This is a genomic window from Pseudomonas sp. IT-93MI4, from assembly GCF_949767635.1.
Classification (GTDB): Bacteria; Pseudomonadota; Gammaproteobacteria; order Pseudomonadales; family Pseudomonadaceae; genus Aquipseudomonas; species Aquipseudomonas putida_A.
Window position 1 is genome coordinate 296,577 of sequence record NZ_CATKPP010000011.1, and the last position, 22,298, is coordinate 318,874.

The 22,298-nt window shown below is 61.7% G+C and carries 21 protein-coding genes; 14 read left to right on the forward strand and 7 right to left on the reverse strand.

All coding sequences use genetic code 11. The features are described from left to right. Positions 1 to 52 precede the first annotated feature (52 nt). Complete coding sequence (locus ACM6I7_RS08495; protein ID WP_097090339.1) at positions 53 to 697, reverse strand: ATPase; 645 nt, start codon at positions 695 to 697, stop codon at positions 53 to 55. A gap of 170 nt (positions 698 to 867) precedes the next feature. Here ACM6I7_RS08495 and ACM6I7_RS08500 point away from each other — a divergent pair, with 170 nt between their 5' ends. The 5 genes from ACM6I7_RS08500 (at position 868) to ACM6I7_RS08520 (ending at position 7,048) form a co-directional block, all read left to right on the forward strand. Beyond that, a complete protein-coding gene (locus ACM6I7_RS08500) occupies positions 868 to 1,116 on the forward strand; it encodes a hypothetical protein (RefSeq protein WP_414888349.1) in 249 nt (82 codons plus the stop codon). A gap of 103 nt (positions 1,117 to 1,219) precedes the next feature. Next, positions 1,220 to 2,377, forward strand: a complete 1,158-nt coding sequence (locus ACM6I7_RS08505; RefSeq protein WP_414888350.1) for a GGDEF domain-containing protein — start codon at positions 1,220 to 1,222, stop codon at positions 2,375 to 2,377. Between the two features lie 8 nt (positions 2,378 to 2,385). Beyond that, positions 2,386 to 2,880 (forward strand): PaaI family thioesterase, encoded by a 495-nt coding sequence (locus tag ACM6I7_RS08510; RefSeq protein ID WP_115989543.1) that lies wholly within the window; start codon positions 2,386 to 2,388, stop codon positions 2,878 to 2,880. A gap of 290 nt (positions 2,881 to 3,170) precedes the next feature. Continuing rightward, positions 3,171 to 4,715, forward strand: coding sequence for a class I SAM-dependent methyltransferase (locus ACM6I7_RS08515; RefSeq protein WP_414888351.1), 1,545 nt, complete (start codon positions 3,171 to 3,173; stop codon positions 4,713 to 4,715). Between the two features lie 203 nt (positions 4,716 to 4,918). Further along, positions 4,919 to 7,048: a TonB-dependent receptor family protein gene (locus tag ACM6I7_RS08520; protein WP_414888352.1), complete on the forward strand. Its 2,130-nt coding sequence runs from the start codon at positions 4,919 to 4,921 to the stop codon at positions 7,046 to 7,048. A gap of 37 nt (positions 7,049 to 7,085) precedes the next feature. On the opposite strand, the gene ACM6I7_RS08525 is transcribed toward ACM6I7_RS08520, so the two are convergent. Continuing rightward, entirely contained in the window at positions 7,086 to 7,454 is a 369-nt protein-coding gene (locus tag ACM6I7_RS08525; RefSeq protein ID WP_258679482.1) for a lysozyme inhibitor LprI family protein, read from the reverse strand. Between the two features lie 41 nt (positions 7,455 to 7,495). Between ACM6I7_RS08525 and ACM6I7_RS08530 the strand changes: the two genes are divergently transcribed. The 5 genes from ACM6I7_RS08530 to argE all read left to right on the forward strand — a co-directional run bounded on the left by ACM6I7_RS08530 (position 7,496) and on the right by argE (position 11,713). Continuing rightward, positions 7,496 to 7,726, forward strand: coding sequence for a hypothetical protein (locus ACM6I7_RS08530; RefSeq protein ID WP_027613005.1), 231 nt, complete (start codon positions 7,496 to 7,498; stop codon positions 7,724 to 7,726). A 251-nt stretch (positions 7,727 to 7,977) separates the two neighbouring features. After that, positions 7,978 to 9,297, forward strand: a complete 1,320-nt coding sequence (locus ACM6I7_RS08535) for a flavin-containing monooxygenase (protein ID WP_414888353.1) — start codon at positions 7,978 to 7,980, stop codon at positions 9,295 to 9,297. Between the two features lie 58 nt (positions 9,298 to 9,355). Next, entirely contained in the window at positions 9,356 to 9,772 is a 417-nt protein-coding gene (locus tag ACM6I7_RS08540; RefSeq protein ID WP_003225869.1) for a RidA family protein, read from the forward strand. 118 nt (positions 9,773 to 9,890) lie between these two features. Beyond that, positions 9,891 to 10,568: a DUF1028 domain-containing protein gene (locus ACM6I7_RS08545; protein ID WP_414888354.1), complete on the forward strand. Its 678-nt coding sequence runs from the start codon at positions 9,891 to 9,893 to the stop codon at positions 10,566 to 10,568. Further along, positions 10,565 to 11,713 (forward strand): acetylornithine deacetylase, encoded by a 1,149-nt coding sequence (argE, locus tag ACM6I7_RS08550; RefSeq protein WP_414888355.1) that lies wholly within the window; start codon positions 10,565 to 10,567, stop codon positions 11,711 to 11,713. The genes ACM6I7_RS08545 and argE overlap by 4 nt, the downstream gene beginning before the upstream one ends. A gap of 24 nt (positions 11,714 to 11,737) precedes the next feature. Here argE and ACM6I7_RS08555 read toward each other — a convergent pair whose 3' ends face one another. Continuing rightward, positions 11,738 to 12,649 carry a LysR family transcriptional regulator gene (locus ACM6I7_RS08555; RefSeq protein ID WP_096796405.1) on the reverse strand — a complete coding sequence of 304 codons (912 nt, stop codon included), beginning with the start codon at positions 12,647 to 12,649 and terminating at the stop codon, positions 11,738 to 11,740. A gap of 397 nt (positions 12,650 to 13,046) precedes the next feature. Here ACM6I7_RS08555 and ACM6I7_RS08560 point away from each other — a divergent pair, with 397 nt between their 5' ends. Both ACM6I7_RS08560 and ACM6I7_RS08565 read left to right on the forward strand, forming a co-directional pair. Continuing rightward, positions 13,047 to 14,462 (forward strand): purine-cytosine permease family protein, encoded by a 1,416-nt coding sequence (locus ACM6I7_RS08560; RefSeq protein ID WP_096796404.1) that lies wholly within the window; start codon positions 13,047 to 13,049, stop codon positions 14,460 to 14,462. 104 nt (positions 14,463 to 14,566) lie between these two features. After that, on the forward strand, positions 14,567 to 15,190 hold the full coding sequence (locus ACM6I7_RS08565) for a glutathione S-transferase family protein (RefSeq protein WP_097090328.1): 624 nt from the start codon (positions 14,567 to 14,569) through the stop codon (positions 15,188 to 15,190). Positions 15,191 to 15,193: 3 nt separating this feature from the next. On the opposite strand, the gene ACM6I7_RS08570 is transcribed toward ACM6I7_RS08565, so the two are convergent. Next, positions 15,194 to 15,856 (reverse strand): M24 family metallopeptidase, encoded by a 663-nt coding sequence (locus ACM6I7_RS08570; protein ID WP_414888356.1) that lies wholly within the window; start codon positions 15,854 to 15,856, stop codon positions 15,194 to 15,196. A gap of 84 nt (positions 15,857 to 15,940) precedes the next feature. Next, complete coding sequence (gene ptrR, locus ACM6I7_RS08575) at positions 15,941 to 16,819, reverse strand: putrescine utilization regulator PtrR (protein ID WP_027612997.1); 879 nt, start codon at positions 16,817 to 16,819, stop codon at positions 15,941 to 15,943. A 103-nt stretch (positions 16,820 to 16,922) separates the two neighbouring features. On the opposite strand from ptrR, the gene ACM6I7_RS08580 reads away from it, so the two are divergent. Next, positions 16,923 to 18,314, forward strand: coding sequence for an aldehyde dehydrogenase family protein (locus ACM6I7_RS08580; RefSeq protein WP_027612996.1), 1,392 nt, complete (start codon positions 16,923 to 16,925; stop codon positions 18,312 to 18,314). Between the two features lie 132 nt (positions 18,315 to 18,446). Here ACM6I7_RS08580 and ACM6I7_RS08585 read toward each other — a convergent pair whose 3' ends face one another. After that, on the reverse strand, positions 18,447 to 19,991 hold the full coding sequence (locus tag ACM6I7_RS08585) for an MFS transporter (RefSeq protein WP_414888357.1): 1,545 nt from the start codon (positions 19,989 to 19,991) through the stop codon (positions 18,447 to 18,449). Positions 19,992 to 20,093: 102 nt separating this feature from the next. On the opposite strand from ACM6I7_RS08585, the gene ACM6I7_RS08590 reads away from it, so the two are divergent. Then, positions 20,094 to 20,990, forward strand: a complete 897-nt coding sequence (locus ACM6I7_RS08590; protein WP_336836960.1) for a LysR family transcriptional regulator — start codon at positions 20,094 to 20,096, stop codon at positions 20,988 to 20,990. Positions 20,991 to 20,993: 3 nt separating this feature from the next. Here the strand turns inward: ACM6I7_RS08590 and ACM6I7_RS08595 are convergent, their stop codons facing one another. After that, positions 20,994 to 22,163 carry a DUF1624 domain-containing protein gene (locus tag ACM6I7_RS08595; protein ID WP_414888358.1) on the reverse strand — a complete coding sequence of 390 codons (1,170 nt, stop codon included), beginning with the start codon at positions 22,161 to 22,163 and terminating at the stop codon, positions 20,994 to 20,996. Positions 22,164 to 22,298 lie beyond the last annotated feature (135 nt).

The following is a 22,298-nucleotide window of genomic DNA, read 5'->3' on the forward strand; positions in this document are numbered from 1 at the left end:
CGGCAGCGGTTCAGCGTCACGGCGCCGCCGCTGCCCTTTTGGTTTTGAGTGTTCAGCTGGAAGCCACCAGCGCCTTGAGCGAGGCATCGAACTGCTTCAAGGCATTGAGTTGCAGGTCACGTTGCTGCTCGATCTGCGCGGCAATCTCGTGCGCCGCTTTGTCGTGTACCCAGACCGACGAAATCTGTTTCTCCACCGAGCCCTCGGCTTTGCCGATGTACTGCAGGTCGGCATCGTAGAAACGCGCGATGAAATGCGCCTCGTACAGGCTGTTCTGCTGAGTCAGCAAGCGGTTGAAGGTGTCGAGTTTCACCACGATGTCCGGATGCGCCAGAATCAGTGCATCGAGGTTGTCGTAAACGGTCACCGACAGAAACTGGCGTTGCAACGAGCTGAGCAACCAGTCGATCGCCAGTTCCGGGTCGGAGCTGCTGACAAAGGCTGCGCGAATTCGCGGATCCAGTGCATCCTTGGCCCCGTGCAGCGCCATATCGTGGTAGCGCGTCAGGTATTGCAGGTTTTCCCGGGTGTTTTCGCTGTACAACACACCCACGGTCTGTGAATGCTGCAAAGTCGCGCTGCTGCCGGCGATTGGCTGAAGATGACACGCACAGGCGTCGTCGGCGTAAGACGGTGCCGTGGCTACCATGCCGCTCATCAGCAGAGCGGTCAGCGCCAGTCGGGTCAGTGTCTTCATCGCGCAATTTCCTTGAGCTGCATTTTCAATGAGGGCAATTTTCCGCCTGTTGCCTGCAAAGCTGAACTTGCGTTTCGTGATGGTCACTATTACTTCTAGCGATAGTTGCGCACGATAAAGACGGGTACACACTCATCCACAATGAATAAAACAACAGTGAGGAAGCCGATTTGAGAACCTTTGACCTGATCCGCGACGCGGTTTTGCCCGACTTTCGCGAGCGGGTGGCGGAATACCTGGTGCAGTACGAAAACGTGTTGCTGCACAAGGACATCACCGATGCGCAGCTCAAGCGCGATACCGCCAATCAGTTGCGTGGCTATTTGCGCGGGTTGAACACCACCCGGGTGCTGGGCATGGCGTACTGGGAAGAACTGGATCGGCGGGTCGTCGACACTTGGCTCACGCCTCACGAATGAGCGTGGACGCCGGTTGGTGATGATCGTATGCGGCGCCTGCCAAAACGGCCCCGAACGCTTACAATCGGCGGCCTTACCGACCTTCTGACAGGCTCCCCCGGAAATGCCGCTCGACCCACCAACGATGCTGACCATCTCGATCGCTCTCGCAGCCGCCGCCGCGCTGTATCTGGCGGTCGAGTGGCGCAGCATTCGTGAGCCTTCGCTGCTGTTCTGGAGCGCCGGTTTCGCCACCATCACCATCGGTTCCACCCTGGCCCTGCTGCGCAGCAACGGCTTTTTGCTGATCGGCATCTGGTTCGCCAACGGCTTGCTGGTGACCGCGCACTTCCTGTTTCTGCTGGGGGTGGCGCGCTTTACGCAGATCCGCCTGTCACCGGCCTGGTACCTGATCTTCGTCTGCTGGCTGGTGATGCTGTTGCTGCCGGACGGGCCGCTATGGTCGAAAGTCATGCTCGCCGCCAACTCGCTGCTGGTCGCTGCCTCGACGCTCAAGGCCAGCCTGCTGCTGCGCCCGCATGGCAAATCGCTGAGCGTCGGTGCGGTGCAATTGCGCTACGTGCTGCTCGGGCATGGGATTTTCTATGTGGCCAAGGCCCTGACCGTAGTGATCCCCGGCACGCTGATCGACCTGGCTGCGTTCCGTGGCGTCATCATCCAGATCTCGCTGGTCGAGGGCGCGATGGCGATCATGCTGATCGCACTGTCGATGACCGGCACCGAACGCTACCGGCGCGAGGAGCAGATCGCCCGACTGGCCGCCCGCGATCCACTGACCGCGCTCTACAACCGCCGCGCCCTCGACATGCGCGCGCCGGGCCTGCTGCGGGGCGTGTCTGCGGCGCATCCCGGCGCCCTGCTATTGATCGATATCGACAACTTCAAATCGGTCAACGATCAGTACGGCCACAGCGCCGGCGACCGTTTGCTGGTCGCGTTGAGCGAAATGATCCGCGCCGAGACCACCGATGAGGCGCTGGCCGCCCGTTTGGGCGGCGACGAGTTCGTGATTTTGCTGAGCAACGCGCCGAGTGATCACATCGTCAGACTGGGCGACGCCCTGCGCGATCAATTTCAGCGCAGCGCCGCGCAAGCCTTCCCGACACCAGAGCCGGTGACACTGAGCATCGGTGCCACCCTGTTCAACCAGCCACCGGCCAGCCTCGCGGCATTGATCGAACAAGGCGACGCCGCGCTGTATGAATCCAAGCGCGGTGGGCGCAACCGCCTGCGCCTGACCGGGCTCACCACTTCAGGATGATCAGACCCATGACCCGTTCCGAAACGCCTCTGCAAGACCTCGCCGCCCCCGAAGGCGTCTGCTACGGCTGCGGCAGCCGCAACCCCCATGGCCTGCACGTCAAAAGCTACTGGCACGAGGACGGCGTGCACGTCATGGCCGAACACCTGCCGGAAGACAAATACTGCGGCTGGCCGGACCTGGTGTACGGCGGCTTGCTGGCAATGTTGGTCGACTGCCACTCCAACTGGACCGCGATGGCTTACCACTACCGCGCCGAACAGCGTGCACCGGGCAGCCTGCCGCGCATCGACTGCGTCACTGGCAACCTCGGCCTCAAGTTCATCAAACCCACACCGATGGGCGTCACCCTGACCTTGCGCGCCAGGGTCGAAGGCGACGTCGGGCGCAAAACTCGGGTGATCTGCGAGGTGTACGCCGGAGAAGTGCTGACGGCGGTGGGCGATTCGGTGTTCGTGCGGGTCGATACCGGGCAACTGGCGGACGCGGCGCACGGGCGCTGACTCCACACGCGCCCCTGTAGGAGCTGCCGCAGGCTGCGATCTTTTGACTTTAAAGATCAACATCAAAAGATCGCAGCCTGCGGCAGCTCCTACAGGGCATGGTGCTCGAATTAACCCGGGCGCTGGCCCGAAAGACTGCATGACCGATTTGCGGCCCACAGCAGCGATGGCAGACAGACGTCTAAACGCCTCGGCAATCGTAAGATTCACTTACATGTTTTTCCGCTTGTGGTGCACATTGCCAACCCCTTATAAGAGCGGCTCTCACTCGCGAATTGAAGGATGCACCCATGAGCAATGCCTGGAACGAAGGGTATTTCACCGACGAGGGTTACACCTATTCGTACAGCCGGGAAATCAACCCGGTGTTCCAGCGTTTTTGCCTGTTGCTGCGTGGCTTTGCCACGCTGGAGAACGCCGGTGGCTACCACTGCGAGCTGGGCTTTGGTCAGGGTGTCTCGATCAACATCCACGCCGCCGCCAACCCGGGCAACTACGTCGGCACCGACTTCACGCCATCTCAGGCCGCCCATGCCATCGCGTTGGCGAACGACTGGAACAGCCAGGCCCGTCTGTATGACGACAGCTTCGAGCAACTGCTGGCCCGCGATGATCTGCCGGCGTTCGACAGCATCAGCCTGCATGGCATCTGGTCCTGGGTCAGCCGCGACAATCAGCAACTAATCGTCGAGTTCGCCCGTCGCCACCTCAAGCCCGGCGGCATGTTATACGTCAGCTACAACTGCTTCCCGGGCTGGTCGCCTTCAGCGCCCCTGCGCAATCTGTTCAGCCTGCACAATCGCTTTGCCAGCCAGGCCTCGACCAGCCCGGCCAAACGCATCGATGCCGCGATGGAGTTTTCCGAAACGCTGCTGGCGGCCAATCCGAAGTACGCCAGAGCGGCGCCGGCCCTCGGTGCCCAGTTGCAGAGCATCAAGGGCCAGAACCGTCAGTACGTGGCCCATGAGTATTTCAATCGCAACTGGGACTGCATGTATTTCATCGATGTGGTCGATGCCATGACCGCAGCCAAACTCGACTACGCCACCACGGCCGTACCGCTGGACACCGTGGCTGCGCTGAACCTGAGTGCAGAGGGCATGGACTTTCTGGAAGGTATCGAGCACCCGATCATGCGCGAACAGGCGCGCGACTACTTTATCAATCAGAACTTCCGCCGGGATCTGTACGTACGCGGCGCCAATCGGCTGTCTGCCGCCGAGCAACGCGATGGCCTGCTGAGAAGCCGTTTTGTCCTGCTGCAAGCCATCGAAAGCATTCCCGGCACGGTCACAGGCCCTGCGGGCGAGGCGTCTTTACAGGCGGACATTTACCGCCCGGTGCTCGCAGCGCTCGCCGCCAACGCCTACGAAGCGAAAACCTTGCAGCAGTTGTCGATAGCCGTCGGCGCCGTGTCTTATGACGACCTGGTGCAGGCTGTCACCGTGCTGATCGGCATGGGCGTCGCCGCGCCGTGCCAGAGCGAAGCCGCCGAAAGGCAGGTGCAGGAACATTGCGACACTCTCAACCTGCAACTGTGCAAACGCGCGCTGTTCAACAACAACATTCAGGTGCTGGCCAGTCCGGTCACCGGCGGTGGCGTACCGATCAGCCGCGTGCAGCAGTTGTTCCTGATTTCGATCAAGCAAGGCATGACCGACCCGCAAGACTGGGCGCAGTTGGCGTGGGCCGTCATCGGTGATCAGGGCGAAGTGCTGCACAAGGGTGACCAGCCGCTGCTCACGGCCGAAGAAAACCTTGCCGAGATGACCGAACAGGCCCGGGCATTTGCCCAGACACCGCTGGACATTCTCATGGCGCTGAAGATTGCTTGATCCAGATATACGCCGGACGACTGGCCGCGATAGAGCCCGGCCAGTCGTCTGCGTGTATGGCCCTGACTGCCGCCTCCTGAGCAATCCTGCCCCCGCCTGCCACGCAGCACCCCGTTAAAAAAGCAAAATTGCCATGTGTTTCCGTCGTTCCTTCTTGCGTCGCACTGTTCATTGCCCGTTCCTGTCTGCCTGGAGTTTCTTCGATGCCGTCACCCAAATCCCTGCCCTCTGCCCTGCTGGGCCTGGCCCTCGCCTGCCCGGTCATGGCCGAGGAACCCAAGAGCATGGAGTTGGGACAGGTGCTGATTTCGGCTGAAGAACAAAGCGGCGCCGATTCCTCCGTCGCCGAGGCCCAATCGCGTCTGGCGCAGGTGCCAGGCGGCAGCAACGTGGTTGACCTGCGCCAGCCGTTGCAGGGCCGTGTGGCGAGCAATCAGGATGTGCTGGCGTATCAGCCGGGGGTCTACGCGCAATCGGCGGGTAATGAAGGGGTGAAAATCTCGATCCGTGGTTCGGGGATCAACCGCGCACCGGGCGCGCACGCTTCGGGGTTGTACACAATGCTCGACGGCCTGCCGCTGACCGGCCCCGGCGGTACGCCCTACGAATTGCTCGAACCGCTGTGGCTCGACCATGTGGAGGTGCTGCGCGGCGCCAACGGCTTTGATCGCGGTGCACTGGCGCTGGGTGGCGCCATCGATTACGTCAGCCACACCGGCTACGACGCGCCGAAATTGCAGGTGCGCTATGCCACCGGCAGCCACGGTTATCAGCAGCGTCAGGTGAGTTCCGGGCAGGTGCTGGGCGACTTCGACTACTACGTGTCGCTGACCGATGCGAACGCCGACGGCTATCAGGATCACACCGCCAGCGAGAGCAAAGGCGTGATCGCCAACTTCGGTTATCGCTTCAATCCGAACCTGGAAACCCGCTTCTACTTCCGCTATCGCGAAACCGACAACGACCTCGCCGGCCGCGTGACCAAGCACTCGATCGAGCACACTCCACGGGCGGCCAACCCTGCCTACGTGGCGCGCGATGACAGCCGCAAACAACCGGGCAGCGCCTTCATCGGCAACAAGACCACCTACTACATCGACGACGATTCGAGCATCCAGACCGGGCTGGTCTATCACGACTACCCGATGGACCTGCGCGAAGGCCCGAACCGTCTGAAAGTGGCCTACACCGATGTCAGCGGCACGTTCGATTACAAGCGCCGCGACACCCTGTTCGGCATGGAAAGCCGCAGCACTGTCGGCCTGCGCACCACCAAACACCTGCCCAACGACGGCGCCAGTGAGTTCGTGCGCATCCCGTCCGGCAACACCGCCGCGTATGCCCCGGGCACCCGCATGCGCAACTTCACCTATCAGGGTTCGGACACCGTTCTGCACGTGGGCAACGACCTGGAAATCGCCGACGACCTGTGGCTGACCACCGGTCTCACCGCCATCTACACCCGCCGCGAAAGCGCCGTCACCTACCCGCAAAGCGGTGGCAAGACCAGCCTGAACGACTGGGATTACGCGCCGCGTCTGGGCCTGCGCTATCAGGTCACGCCGGATCTGCAACTGTTCGGCAACCTCAGCCGTTCGGTCGAAGCACCGCACCCGTGGTCGCTGATCTACAGCTCGAACATCCGCTTCCCGGCCGGCAACGGTGCGGCGACCGGCACCCAGAGCGACCCGATCAAACTGCAGAACCAGACCGCGACCACCCTCGAACTCGGCGGTCGCGGCGACAGCGCGCTCGGCCAGTGGAGCCTGGCGTGGTACTACGCCCAAGTGCGCCACGAATTGCTGTCGGTACTGCCGGACGCCAACGCCGTCACCCCGTACGAACTCAACGCCAGCCCCACCGTGCACCAGGGCGTGGAAGCCAGTCTGCAAAGCACACTGTGGTCGGCCCCCGACGGACGTAAGTTGAGCCTGCGCCAGGCCTACACCTTCAGCGATTTCCACTACCGCGACGACCAGCGTTTCGGCGACAACCGCCTGCCCGGCCTGCCGATGCACTACTACCAGGGCGAACTGCGCCACGACTGGCCACAAGGCTTCTTCGCGGCAGTCAATACGCAACTGGTGTCCAAAGTCGCGGTGGATTACGCCAACAGCTACTACGCCGATCCCTACGCATTGTTCGGCGCCACCGTCGGCTACAACGCGCCGAAAAACGACTGGCAAACCTGGCTCGACCTGCGCAACCTGACCAATAAGCACTACGCCGCGACGGTCACACCGGGGTATGACGACAAGGGCCTGGATGCGGCGCGGTCTACGCCGGGTGAAGGGTTGGGGGTCTATGTCGGGGTGTCGTGGAGTTTGCTTTGACGGCATGACCTGACCAGCAGCAGAAAAACGCAGCGGGTCAAAACGGCCCCTGCGTCATCACTCGCGTCTCGATGATGTTGCGCAACGCAACGACGCGCTTCTGATACAGCTCAGTCAAACAATCGACCTTCGCACCACAGGCCTTGCGGCTTTTGAGGAAGGCCTGCTGCTCACCGATCAGAGCATCGCGCCCGCCCATCGGCAGCAGGCGTTTATCGAGGCTGAACAGCTCGCCCATGGTCACGTCCAGATCGTTCAGCGTGCGGTTGGCGCAGACGGCTTTTTCGTCCGCCGCCCGGGCCTTGGCGCAGTCGAAACTGGCCGCCTGAACCGTCTGTGTAGCAATCAATAGTGCGCAGCCGAGGGCGGCAGCGGTTACCCGTGAAATTTCTCGAACTCGCGTCATGTCGTCGTATCCAACGTTGTAAGCCAATGGAGGTATGAAAAATGAAAAACACCGATGACCGCAAGCCTGCAACCCCTCATAACGCACCACCGCTCGATGCGGCGGGTAAACCGGTGGATGTGGTTCGCCGCGATCTGCAGGACAGTGACGACGACACCAAAGCAGTAGACGAGGTGCTGACGCCAACCTCGATCCGCACCAAGGAACAGGAGGCCGAGGAACTCAAGCGCAAGACCGATGCGATCGAACGCAAGGTTGCCGACGGCAACTGACGCGACACTCCCCCCTCCTTGAAGGAGAAATTCTCCTTGTCTGTCCCGGGTTTTCCCGCCCGGGACAACCCGCCCCTGCCCTGCAAGCCGCATTTTTACTGGCTTCCCCCACTCTGCTTCAGCAATTTGTATTCACATCCCAGCTTAATAATATTTTACCGATACCCCCCTCCTGCCTAGTCTGACCGCAAGCAAAACGGACAAGCCTGAAGCGATCCGAATCCACTTGCCTTGCCAGGAAGGATGTAAAAATGACCACTGAAATAATAAAAACAGACACGCTTGTCGTGGGGGCCGGACAGGCCGGTGTGGCGATGAGCGAGCACCTGAGCAAACTCGGCGTGCCGCACCTGGTGCTGGAGCGCAGCCGCATCGCCGAACGCTGGCGCACCGGGCGCTGGGACTCGTTGGTAGCCAACGGTCCGGCGTGGCACGACCGCTTCCCGGGGCTGGAATTCGATGATGTCGATCCCGACGGTTTCGCCCATAAGGAGCGCGTGGCGGACTACTTCGAAGCCTACGCGAAGAAATTCAACGCGCCGATCCGCACCGGGGTCGAGGTCAAAAGCGTGGTGCGCAATGTCGGGCGTCCGGGCTTCACCGTCGAGACCTCCGCAGGCGTGATCGAGGCCAGCCGCGTGGTCGCGGCAACCGGCCCGTTCCAGCGTCCGGTGATCCCGCCGATTGCGCCGCAAGACCCGCGTCTGTTGCAGATCCACTCCGCCGACTATCGCAATCCGCAACAACTGCCCGCAGGCGCAGTGCTGGTGGTTGGCGCTGGTTCGTCAGGCGTGCAGATCGCTGATGAACTGCAGCGCTCCGGCAAGCAGGTGTACCTGTCGGTAGGTGCGCATGACCGTCCGCCGCGGGCCTATCGCAACCGCGATTTCTGCTGGTGGCTGGGGGTGCTCGGCGAGTGGGATCAGGCGGCGATGAAACCCGGCCGTGAGCACGTGACCATCGCGGTCAGCGGCGCCCATGGCGGGCGCACCATCGATTTTCGTGGTCTGGCCCATCGCGGCATGACCTTGGTCGGCGTCACCGAGTCGTTCAGCAACGGCGTGGTGACCTTCAAGCAGGACCTGCGCGACAACCTCAAGCGTGGCGACGAGAACTATCTGGCGCTGCTGGATGCCGCAGACGCTTACGTCGAGCGCAATGGGCTCGACTTGCCGCAAGAACCTGAAGCACGCGAGACCTATCCGGATCCCGAGTGCGTGAAAAATCCGCTGCTCGATCTGGATCTGGCCAAGGCCGGGATCACTTCGATCATCTGGGCCACCGGGTTCGCCGTGGACTATTCCTGGCTGCAGGTCGCAGCGTTTGACGACAAGGGCAAACCGCAGCACCAGCGCGGCGTGTCCAGTGAGCCGGGGGTGTATTTCCTCGGGCTGCCATGGCAGTCGCGCCGTGGTTCGTCGTTCATCTGGGGCGTGTGGCATGACGCCAAACACGTGGCCGACCACATCGCCACCCAGCGTAAATACCTCGATTACAAGGATGCCGAGCAGCGTGAAGCCGCCCTGCATTCGACCACCCACAGCAAAGCCGCCGATACCGTCGACGCTTGATTGCCCTCTTCCGCGGCGGTGCCCGGTGCGCCGCTGAACACTCAGTCTGGAGCTGTACATGAGCAAGCCAACCCACACCCGCATCCGTATGTTCAACACCAAGGACACCTACCCGAATCAGACGCTGGACAACGACCTGTGCCAGGCCGTGCGCGCCGGCAACACGGTGTACGTCCGAGGTCAGGTCGGCACTGATTTCGACGGCAATCTGGTGGGCCTCGGTGATCCGCGCGCACAGGCCGAACAGGCGATGCGCAACGTCAAACAGTTGCTGGAAGAAGCCGGCAGCGACATGAGCCACATCGTCAAGACCACCACCTACCTGATCGACCCGCGCTACCGAGAACCGGTGTATCAGGAAGTCGGCAAGTGGCTCAAAGGCGTATTCCCGATTTCCACCGGGCTGGTGGTGTCGGCACTGGGGCAGCCGCAGTGGCTGATGGAGATTGATGTGGTGGCGGTGATTCCCGAGTAAGTCGGAAGACCGAGTCGCGGCTATCGCGAGCAGGCTCACTCCTACAAGGGAAGGCATTTCAAGGTAGGAGTGAGCCTGCTCGCGATGAGGCCAGTCAAGACACACAAGGAGTAAACAGATGACCTTTTCAATCGCAGCCCGTTGCCCCGAAACCGGCCAGTTCGGTGTCGCCATCAGTTCCTCCAGCATCGCCGTCGGCGCACGCTGCCCGTGGCTGCTGCCGGGGGTTGGCGCGGTGTCGAGCCAGAACATCACCCTGCCGTCCCTCGGCCCGGAAGTCCTCGCGCTGATGGAACAGGGCCACGCGCCAGACGCTGCGCTGGACCAGGTGCTGACTCGCAACGGCTACAGCCAATACCGGCAGATCACCGCGATCAACCACCTCGGCCAGACCGCGCATTTCAGCGGCGCGCAAACCCTCGGCGTGCACAACGCGGTCTCCGGCGAACAATGCGTGGCCGCCGGCAACATGCTCGCCGGGCGCTCGGTAATCGAAGCGATGGTCAGTGCCTTTGAGGACGGCGAAGGCCAGTTGGCCGACCGCTTGCTCAAGGCCTTGCACGCCGCACAAGCCCTCGGTGGCGAAGCCGGGCCGGTGCATTCGGCGGCCGTGGTGGTGGTCGGCGAACAGACCTGGCCGATCGTCAATTTGCGCGTTGATTGGGCCGACGAAGACCCGATCAGCCAGTTGCAAAAACTCTGGGACGCCTATCAGCCGCAGTTGCAGGACTACATCGACCGCGCACTCGACCCGGCCAAGGCGCCGGGTTATGGCGTTGCCGGTGATGATCGATGAACAGCGTCGCGTTGCTCAGGACGTTGGTGGGGTTCGACACCACCAGCCGCGAATCCAACCTGCAGCTGATCGAGTTCGTGCGTGATTACCTCGCAGGCTTCGATGTGCCGTGCGAGCTGATCTACAACGCCGAGCGCAGCAAGGCCAATCTGTTCGCGACCATTGGCCCGGCCGAGCAACCGGGCATCGTGCTCTCGGGGCACTCCGATGTGGTGCCGGTCGATGGTCAACCATGGACAGTAGCGCCGTTCGAACTCAGCGAACACGACGGCAAGCTGTTCGGGCGAGGCACTGCCGACATGAAGGGCTACATCGCCTGCGTGTTGGGGTTGGTGCCGGCGCTGGTCGCTGCAGAGCTGCGCATGCCCGTGCACATCGCCCTGTCCTATGACGAAGAAGTCGGCTGCCTCGGCGTGCGCTCGTTGCTCGCCGAGCTGGAACAACGTCCAGTCAAACCTTTGCTGTGCATCATTGGTGAACCGACCGAGTTGAAACCGGTGCTCGGCCATAAAGGCAAACTGGCGATGCGCTGCGACGTGCACGGCCATCCATGCCACTCGGCCTACGCGCCGCTGGGGGTCAACGCCATCGAGTACGCCGCCGAGCTGATCGGTGAGCTGGGGCGCATCGGCCAGCAACTGAAGGCGCCCGAGCATCACGACGCACGTTTCGATCCGCCCTACAGCACAGTACAGACTGGGGTGATCAGCGGCGGCAAAGCGCTGAACATCGTCCCCGCCGATTGCCGCTTCGACTTCGAAATCCGCGCCCTGCCCTCGCAGGATCCGGACTTGGTCGCGCAGCAGTTGCAGGCCTACGCCGAGCAGCAAGTGCTGCCGCGCATGCTGGCAGTGAGTGAGCACAGTGCGATTCGTTTCAGTGAGCTGTCGGCTTATCCCGGCCTGGCTACCGAGGCGCAGAGTCAGGCGGCGGAGCTGATTGCGGCGTTTTGCGGTTCAGGGGAATACGGCACCGTGGCGTTCGGCACCGAGGGCGGGCTGTTCGATGCGGCGGGTATTCCCACCGTGGTCTGTGGCCCCGGCAGCATGGATCAGGGGCACAAACCTGACGAGTTTGTCAGTCGTGCGCAACTCGATGCCTGCGATGCGATGCTGCAACGGATGCTGGCCTCGATTCGCGCCTGATCCTTTCGGCCTGACTGCCTGCCTTCAAGCGTGCAGTCGGGCCAATTCCTCACGGCAATGATCAACGAACAACTGCACCGGTTTGGTCAGTTGCACCCGACGCAGCCAGGCTGCCGACAAGCCCGAGCCGGTCACGGTTTCCGCCAGCGGCACGCACACCACTTTCTGCCCGTCGTAGGTGTACTCGCCGAACGGTCGGGTCACCAGAATCGAAAAGCCGAACCCACGCCCGACCATGCCGCGCACCATCTCGATCGACGGCGAGCTGAAGACGATGTGCGGGGTCAGTCCGCGCTCTTCGAAGATGCTCACGAAGTAGGTGCGGCTGGGCACCACGTCGAGCAGGATCATCGGTTCCAGCACCAGATCGTGCAGCGAGACTTTAGCCTGTTGCGCAAAGCGATGGTCGGCCGGCAGCAACGCATAGGGCTGCTGCGGCGGCATCAGCGGCGTGGTGTCGATGGTGGTGTCGAGGTCATGTTCAAACAGCATCGCCATATCGATACTGCCGGCGGTCAACGCCTGTACCAGCTCCTGCTGCTCGCCATCGCGAATACGGATTTCCACCCCCGGCCAGCGCTGCTTGAACCCGGCGATCAGGCGCGGCAGGTACAGCGGCGCCACCGTTTCGAAACAGCCGATATCGATCTGCCCCGAGACCACGTCGTTGTCCGCCAGCGCGTTCTGCTCGAACTCATGCGCCACCCGCAGCAACTCCAGGGCCTTGCGATAGAACCGCGAGCCGCTGGGCGTCAGCGAAACGCCCTGGGCGTGATGGCGGATGAACAGCTGCACGCCGAAGCTTTCTTCCAGATGCTTGATCGCGGTGGAGACCGACGGTTGCGCGATATAGAGCTTGCGCGAGGCTTCGGCGACGCTGCCGCAGTCGGCGGTGGTGACGAAGTATTTGAGCTGGCGCAGGTTGTAGGCGGCCATATGAACCTCTGCAAGTGAGACAACGCTTTTGTGGTGAGGAGATTTATCTGTTGTCAGGACATTTATCTGTAGTCAGGAGGCTCTGTGGTGAGGGGATTTATCCCCGATGGGGCGCGAAGCGGCCCCTGTTTCTAAAGTCAAAAGAGGGGCCGCTTCGCAGCCCATCGGGGATAAATCCCCTCACCACAAAACTGTGTAAATCCAGGACAGAGTGAAGCCTGAACATACCGGAGCTACGCATTACACGCGGCATATATTTTTTAAGGTCTGAAGCAACAAACTTACTAATTTATCTATCCCGGGCCTTTGCACATGATCGCTTCAACAAGAAATGCGCCGTCCGTGTCGGCGCTTACCGAAGTACGTCCACGTACTCATCCTTGCCTTGGAGTTCGTCATGTCCACCTCTGCAACAACATCCGCGCCGCTCATTGAAAAACACACGATAGGATACGTGCCCCCCGAAGATCGCCACGGAAAGGTCAGGGATCTGTTCACGCTGTGGTTCGGCGGCAACATCGCGCCGTTGCCGATCGTCACCGGCGCGCTGGGCGTGCAGTTGTTCCACTTGAATCTGGTCTGGGGCATCGTCGCGATTCTGGTCGGTCATCTGGTCGGCGGCGTGCTGATGGCGCTGCACTCGGCGCAAGGCCCGCAGATGGGCATTCCGCAGATGATCCAGAGCCGCGCACAGTTCGGCTCGCTCGGCGCGCTGCTGGTGGTGCTGATTGCCGGGGTCATGTACATCGGCTTCTTCGCCTCCAACATCGTGCTGGCCGGCAAGTCGCTGCACGGCGTGGTCGACAGCGTGCCGGTGCCGGTCGGCATCGTCATCGGCGCCCTCGGCTCGGGGATCATCGGCATCATCGGCTACCGCTTCATCCACGTGCTCAACCGCATCGGCACCTGGGTGCTGGGGATCGGCATCGTCGTCGGTTTCGGCTACATCTTCACCCACATTCAAACCGATGACTTCCTCACTCGCGGCAGCTTCAACCTCTCCGGCTGGCTCGCCACCGTGTCGCTCGCCGCGCTGTGGCAGATCGCGTTTGCGCCTTACGTGTCCGACTATTCGCGTTATTTGCCGGCCGACGTCAAAGTCTCGTCGACGTTCTGGACCACGTATTTGGGTTCGGCGCTGGGTTCGAGTCTGGCGTTCATCTTCGGTGCCGTCGCCGTGCTCGCGACCCCGGTGGGCATGGACACCATGGATGCGGTCAAACTCGCCACCGGCTCGATCGGCCCGCTGATGCTGGTGCTGTTCCTGCTCAGCGTGATCAGCCACAACGCCCTCAACCTGTACGGCGCGGTGCTGTCGCTGATCACCCTGGTGCAGACCTTTGCCTACCGCTGGATCCCGACCGCGAAAAGCCGTGCGGTGATCTCGATCATCGTGCTTCTGGCCTGCTGCTTCGCCGCCGTCGGCGCGTCGAAGGACTTCATCGGCCACTTCGTCGACATGGTGCTGGTGCTGCTGGTGGTGCTGGTGCCGTGGACGGCGATCAACCTGATCGACTTCTACGCCATTCACAAGGGCCAGTACGACATCCAGTCGATCTTCCAGGTCGATGGCGGCATCTATGGACGCTACAACCCGCAGGCGCTGCTGGCCTACGCGATCGGCATTGCGGTGCAGATCCCGTTCATGAACACCCCGCTGTACGTCGGCCCGGTGTCGGCGCACATCAACGGCGCCGACCTGTCGTGGCTGGTGGGGCTGCTGGTGACCTCGCCGCTGTACTTCTGGCTGGCCAGTCGTGACAGCGCCTATCGGCGGCGGATGATGGGCGGGAAACTGGTAGGCAGTCACTGAGATTGATTCGATGTAAAAAGAAGGCCCGCCATGCGCGGGCCTTCTGCGTTGTGGTGTGGTATTTCTTGATGCCCCGACAGGCACCCACGAGACAGGGAAAACTCATGCTGCGAATTCTGGGCAAGGCGTCATCGATCAACGTGCGCAAAGTGCTGTGGACCTGCGCTGAACTGCAGATCCCGTTCGAGCGTGAGGATTGGGGCTCGGGCTTCAAACCCACCGACACCCCGGAGTTTCTCGCCCTCAACCCCTGCGCCATGGTGCCGGTGATTCAGGACGGCGATTTCACCCTGTGGGAATCGAACACAATCATTCGTTATCTGGCGGGCAACTATGGCGGCGCAGACCTCTACCCCGCCGAGCCGCGAGTTCGTGCGCGGGTCGATCAGTGGATCGACTGGCAGGCCTCGGAGTTGAACCGGTCGTGGTCGTATGCGTTCATGTCGCTGGTGCGCCAGTCAGCGAATTATCAGGACAGCGCCGCTCTGGCCAAGGGCATCGAGCAGTGGTCGCAGACCATGGGCATCCTCGATCAACAGTTGCAGAAGACTGGCGCGTACGTCAGTGGCGAGCAGTTTTCCCTCGCCGATATCCCCATCGGGCTGTCAGTCAACCGCTGGTTCGAAACGCCGCTCGCGCATCCGGACTATCCCGCCGTTAGCGCGTATTACCAGCGTCTGAGCCAACGCGAAGGCTTTCGCCTGTACGGCAGAAACGGTACGCCGTGACAATCAGATCAACAGATCTTCATAAAACGCGCCGAACGGTCGCTGCGGGTGGGCGATCTGGATTTCCAGAATCCACACCCCGGCATTTGGCGTCTGGTCGAAATCGCCGAGATTGCCGCCGCGATGGATCGCGTGAGGGAAATCGCTGACGCGGTGGCCCTTGATATCGAGATTGAGTTTCCAGCCCATGGCTTCAGCCTGATCGCTGGCATAGCGATAAAGTTCGACACCGCTCACGCCTTGGCGCCACAGTGCCTCGACACGCTTGAACAGCTCCTTGGACGCCGCCGCGCAGGCGATCATTTCCGGATCGGAGCCGGTGGTGAAGGTTGCGCCGGCATCGCCTTCGTGCCCCTGCCAGACCACGCCCATGTCAATGAAGAAAATATCGTTGTTACCGAGCACCGGATCGCCTTCGGAACGCTCCTTAAACGCCTTCAGCGTATTGGCGCCAAAGCGGATCAGCAGCGGATGCCAGATGCGGTCCATGCCCAGTTCGGCGAGGATCTGCTTGCCCCGCTCCTGGGCTTCGGACTCACGCATGCCGGGCTTGATCACCCTGGCGATGGCATCAACGGCGTTCCAGGTCAGGCCCTGCGCATGACGCATCGTTTCCAGCACAAACCGCTCACCGACTGCTTCTTTTCCGCTCAGGGCTGCACTCATTTGATTGTTCCTCATGGCTACGCTGTATAGTTTTTTTATATTGCGAAACGCCGATCAAGATACAGCCATGACACAACGTGTCAATTACTCTTCCGCACGCACCACACCGCGCTCCTCCAGCAAACGCACGAACATGCTCAAGCTGCGCGACACCGTGCCCCGGCGCCACACCAGCCAGGTGGTCAGATAGCGAAAATCCGCCGCCAGCGGCCACACGCTCACGGTTGCGCTGCCAGGCATGCTCTGCAGCATTTTGCGCGGCATCAGCGCCAGCCCGGCGCCGGCACTGACGCAGGCGAGCATGCCGTGGTAGGACTCCATTTCGAAAATCTTGCCCGGCACGGCGGCGTCGATGCTGAACCATTTTTCGAAGTGATGACGATAGGAGCAGTTGGAGCGGAACGCGTAGATGTTCTCGCCGTTCACATCCGCCGCGCGCTGCACCGGGGGGTGATTGAGTGGCGCGATGATGACCATCTCTTCCTCGAACGCCGGAACACCTTCCAGCGCCGGGTGCAGCACCGGGCCATCGACGAAGGCCGCCGCCAATCGTCCGGAGAGTACGCCGTCGATCATTGTCCCGGACGGGCCGGTCGACAGATCCAGATCGACCTTGGGATGCAACTGGTTGTACGCCGCGAGCAGTTCGGGGATGCGCACGGCGGCGGTACTTTCCAGCGAACCGAGGGGAAATGCGCCCTGCGGTTCTTCACCGGCGACCGTGGCCCGCGCTTCCTGTACCAGATCGAGAATGCGCCGCGCGTATTCGAGAAAACTCCAGCCAGCAGGTGACAGACGCAGACGACTTTTCTCGCGAATGAACAGGTCGACGCCCAAGTCCTGCTCCAACTGCTTGATCCGCGTGGTCAGGTTCGATGGCACGCGATGAATCTGCGCCGCGGCGGCGCTGATGCTGCCGTGCTCGGCAACGGCCTTGAAGATTTCCAGCTGCACCAGATCCACAGTCATTCTCCAATCGTGAAAGAAACGATCTTTATTATTCAGTTTCCAGAAAACAAACGCCACCCTACTCTAGGCCCATCCACTGAACTCGCAGGAGCCAGCCATGAGCCAGATTTCCAGCCAGACCCACGCCATCTCGATCAACCCCGCCAACGGCGAGCAGATCGCTCACTACGCCTTTGAATCCGCCGAAGCCCTCGACGCCGCGTTGACCCGCGCCGCGTTCGGTTTCTCGAAATGGAAACGCAAGCCGCTGCAGGATCGCTCCCGCGCCCTCACCGCCCTCGCTGGCGCCCTACGCGAAACCGCCGAAGCCATGGCGACCATGATCACCCTGGAAATGGGCAAGCCGATCGCCCAGGCCCGTGGCGAAATCGAGAAATGCGCCAAGCTTTGTGAGTGGTACGCGGAAAACGGTCCGGCCATGCTCGACGCCGAACCGACTCAGGTTGAAGGCGGCAAGGCGCGTATCGAGTACCGACCACTCGGCCCGATCCTCGCGGTGATGCCGTGGAACTTCCCGATCTGGCAAGTGCTGCGCGGTGCCGTTCCGGCGCTTATCGCCGGCAACACCTACGTGCTCAAGCATGCGCCGAACGTGATGGGCAGCGCCTACCTGCTGCGCGACGCGTTCAAGCGCGCCGGTTTCGCCGATGGCGTATTTGAAGTGATCAACGTCACCCCGGAAGGCGTTTCCACCGCCATCGCCGACCCGCGCATCGCCGCTGTCACCCTGACCGGCAGCGTCCGTGCCGGCATGGCCATCGGTGCTCAGGCCGGTGCCGCGCTGAAGAAGTGCGTGCTGGAACTGGGTGGTTCCGACCCGTTCATCGTGCTCAATGATGCGGATCTTGATGAGGCCGTGCAGGCTGCCGTCATCGGTCGCTACCAGAACTCCGGCCAAGTCTGCGCCGCGGCCAAGCGTCTGATCATTGAAGAAGGTGTGGTCGAGGAATTCACCCGCAAATTCGTTGAGGCCACGCGTCAATTGAAAGTCGGCGATCCGCTGTCCGCCGACACCTACATCGGGCCGATGGCGCGTTTCGATCTGCGTGATGAACTCGACCAGCAAGTGCGCGACACCCTCGAAGAAGGCGCCACCCTGCTGCTCGGCGGCGGTAAGGCGCAAGGCCCGGGCAACTACTACGAGCCGACCGTGCTGGCCGATGTCACGGACCGCATGACCTCGTTCAAACAGGAACTGTTCGGCCCGGTGGCGTCGATCATCACTGCCCGCGATTGCGCCCACGCCATCGCCCTGGCCAACGACAGCGACTTCGGCCTGACCGCGACGATCTACACCGCCAACGTCGCGCTGGCCCAGCAACTGAGCAGCGAACTGGACACCGGCGGCGTGTTCATCAACGGCTACTCCGCCAGCGACCCGCGCGTGACTTTCGGTGGCGTGAAGAAAAGCGGTTTCGGTCGCGAGCTCTCGCACTTCGGCGTGCGCGAGTTCTGCAACGCGCAGACGGTGTGGCTGGATCGCAAATAATCAGGACTCCAACACGCACTGGTGGGAGTGGGCTTGCTCACGAAGGGGCCGGCATGTTCAGCATTGATAGTGACTGACCTGACGCCTTCGCGAGCAAGCCCGCTCCCACACTCGAAAATTCCGCACACACCGCTATAGCAAGTCGGGCGCTGTTTTTTGCGGCTGCGTAACCGCCCGATCCTTGCTCAACAGCCCGAGCACCACCGCCGCCGAGGCCAGGGTAATCAGCGTAAGGATGTGCAACAGGTACTGAAACGCCGTGGCATAACCCTGCACCAGACGCTCTTTGGCCAGCCCCGGAACGGTGTTGAGCGCATGCGCCATGTCCCCCGTGGTGACCCGGTGCGCGGTCTCGGCAATCAACGCCGCATCGACACTGCCTGCCACTGCCCCCGTCAGATCGGTATGCAGCAGCGAAGTCAGCACGGCGCCCACCACCGCCAGCGCAATACCCTCACCCGCCACGCGCACGGTATTGAAGATCCCCGCCGCCATCCCCGCGCGCTCTTTCGGTACGACGCTGACCGACAGACCATCCATCAAGCCCCACGGCAAACCGGTGCCAATCCCGATCAACAGCATCGCAATGACCAAGGCGGATTTTGGCTCGCCGACGTTGTACAGGCTCAACCCGTGCAAGCCCACCGCAGCGATCAGAAAACCGATCCCCGAGAGAATCCCCGCCGAGACAAACCGGGTCAGCGACGCCGCCAGCATCGGTACCACCAGCATGGGCGCCGACAGCGCCAGCAACAGCAGGCCGGCGTCGATTTCGCTCAAGCCTTCCACGCCGATAAAGCGCAATGGCAACATCACCACCAGCACGATGTAGCAAAAACAGGTGCCGATCGGCAGCATCTGCACGCCGATGAAGCGCGGAAAACGCAACAGGGTCAGATCAAGCATCGGATGTTTGACGCGCCTTTCGATCATCACGAACAACACCAGCAACAATGCCGAAGCGCCCAGCAGACCGCCCACCAGCGGGCTGCCCCAACCGCTTTCCGGGGCCTGAATCACGCCGAAGGTGAACAGCGCCAGCATCGCACTGAAGGTGATCGTGCCCGGCCAATCCAGTCCCGTGGCATCCGGGTTGCGGCTTTCGCGCATGCGCGGCAGGCCGAAGACCATGGCGATCACGCCGATCAGCGCGGTGAAAACAAAAATCGCCCGCCAGTTGAACGCCTCGATCAACGCGCCGGCCAGCAGCGGTCCGAAAGCCAGACCGATGCCGAATGTGGTGCCGAGTACGCTGTACGCGCGGGTCCGCGCATGGCCTTCGAATTCTTGCGCCAGCGACGCTGAGCCGCTGGCCAACGCCGCAGCACCGGCCACGCCCTGCACTGCACGCAGCCCATCCAGCCAGTACACCGACGGTGCCATGCTCTGCGCAATCGATGCTGCGGTGAACAGCAACATGCCGAAGCTGAACAGGCGTTTACGCCCATAGACGTCGGCCAACGCTCCCGCCGCCATCAGCAAACTGCCGAATGACAACATGAACGCATTGGTGATCCAGGTCAGGGCCACGGGGCTGCCGCCCAGATCACGGCCAATGGCGGGCGTCGCCACCGCGCCACCGGTAAAACTCAAGGGCAGTACCAATGCCGACAGGCACACGGCCGCGAGGATCAGCAGCTTGCTACGCGCGCCTGGTTGATGAGCGACCGTTGTCATGCATTCATCCTTTAAAGAAATTGCCAGGCTGCGACTTTAAGGCCGTTAGATTGATGCGATAATCCCACCAATTTTGCATGACTTTGTGAAAGGCATTCACAGATGAAATCACCCTCAGCGGCAGACCTTTGCGTATTTCTCTGTACGGCGCAGCACTTGAATTTCAGCAAGGCCGCCGTCGAACTCGGGCTCACCCCGTCAGCCCTGAGCCATTCGGTAAAGGCTTTGGAGAATCGCCTCGGTGTGCGTCTGTTCAATCGCACCACCCGCAGCGTGGCGTTGACCGAGGCCGGTGAGCGCTTTTACGCGCGCCTGAAACCGGCGTTCCGCGACATTGACGATGCACTGGAAGACCTCAACCATTTTCGCGACAAACCCACCGGCAACCTGCGCATCACTTGCGGACGCCAGGCGTGCGAGCTGGTATTGCTGCCGATTGCCAGCGAGTTTCTGCAGACCTATCCGGACATTCGCATGGAGGTGGTCGAAAGCGAAGCGTTGCTGGATATCGTCGCTGGCGGATTTGATGCGGGCGTGCGCTTTGGCGATCGACTGGAGGCCGACATGGTCTCGCTGCCGATTGGCCCGGCGATGCGTTCGGTGGTGGTGGCTTCGCCGGCATTCCTTGAACGCTATCCTGCGCCGCAAAAACCCGAAGATCTGCGCGATTTGCCCTGCCTGCGCCACCGCTACCCCAGTGGCGCCCTGTATCGCTGGGAATTCGAACGCGATGGCATTGCCCAGGAAATCGAGGTCAACGGCCCGCTGACCCTGGGCGACGTCAGCTTGATGGTCGGCCCTGCACTGCAAGGCCTGGGATTGGCGTATGTGTTCGATGACATGGTCAGCGAACACTTGGCATCGGGGCGTCTGATTCAGCTGTTGGCGGACTGGTGCCCCTACTATCCGGGCCTGCATCTGTACTACCCGAGCAGGCGCCACGTACCGGCGCCGCTCAAGGCTTTTATCGACTTCGCGCGCGAGCGCAGTGGTCACTAGGGCTTACAGATATTTCAGCCAGGCAATATCGCGGCGCCGCGATTTCAGCGCGGAAAACCAGCGTACCGCCGGGTACAGTGCCAGCGCCAACAGCAGTGACACCAGCCAGATCGCCGCGACTGAATCGAAGCCGAAATAGCTACCGTGGTTAAGGCCGAACAACGCCACGGCAATCAGATACAGCACCTTCAGCACGTACAGATGCAGCAGATAAAAGAACATCGGCGCCGAACCGAAGACCGTCAGCCAGCGAATCCAGCGGCGCGTCTGCAGCCGTTCGAACAGCAGCAACAACAGCAATCCGACGCTCACCGTCAGGGTGATGAACAGCAGCGATGGCGGGTACTTGGTGATGTTGAAAAACGCCATCAGCGTTTGCACGGTCGTGTCTTCAACCGCCCAAGGCTTTTCGCCGTATCCGTTGAGCAACCGCAGCCCCACGAAGCCCAGCAGTCCGGCGATACCAGCCAGCAACAGGCACTGCTGACGAACTCCGGCGTCGGCCGCACGGGCGAACCACGAGCCCAGCGCATAACCCAGACCGATCACGCCGATCCACGGCAACAGCGGATACGAAGTGCGCAAGCGCAGACTGTCACCGGCGTCGATCCAGCCGCGGTCATGCAGAATCGCCCATGGCACATGCAGTGCCGACTCCGGCGCGAAATGCAGCCCGTCCAGCAGGTTATGCCCGGCAATGATCGCCAGACTCAGCGTCAGCAGCAGCCAGCGCGGCAGCCAGACCAGCAGCGACAACGCGATCATACTCAAGCCAATCGCCCAGATCACCTGCAGATAGATCACGCTCGGCGGCAACTGAAACGTCCATGCAAAATTCACCAAGGTGAATTCCAGCACCACCAGAAACAGCCCACGCTTGAACAGGAAGGCACTGACATCGGCCTTGCCCGCGTACTTCTCGCCGAACAGCCACGCAGACAATCCGGTCAGCAACACGAACACCGGTGCGCACAGATGCGCCAACGTGCGACTGAAAAACAACGCCGGCTCGGTGTTGGCGATGTCCATCGGGTCGGACACCTGACGATGCAACAGGAACGTCTCGCGTACGTGATCCAGCAGCATGAACAGGATCACCAGACCTCGTAACGCATCAATGGACAGCAAGCGGCCGGTCGGCAGCGGGTTGGAACGGGTACACACAATCGTCATGGAGATTTCGCCAACGAGCAAATGAATCAGGGGATCGCAACCGCACGCCCCGCCAAAAATTCGCGTTACTCTATAACATTAAAATGTCGATTCCCAACCCAAACGACATTTGCCCAATCACGTCAGGCTTCTATA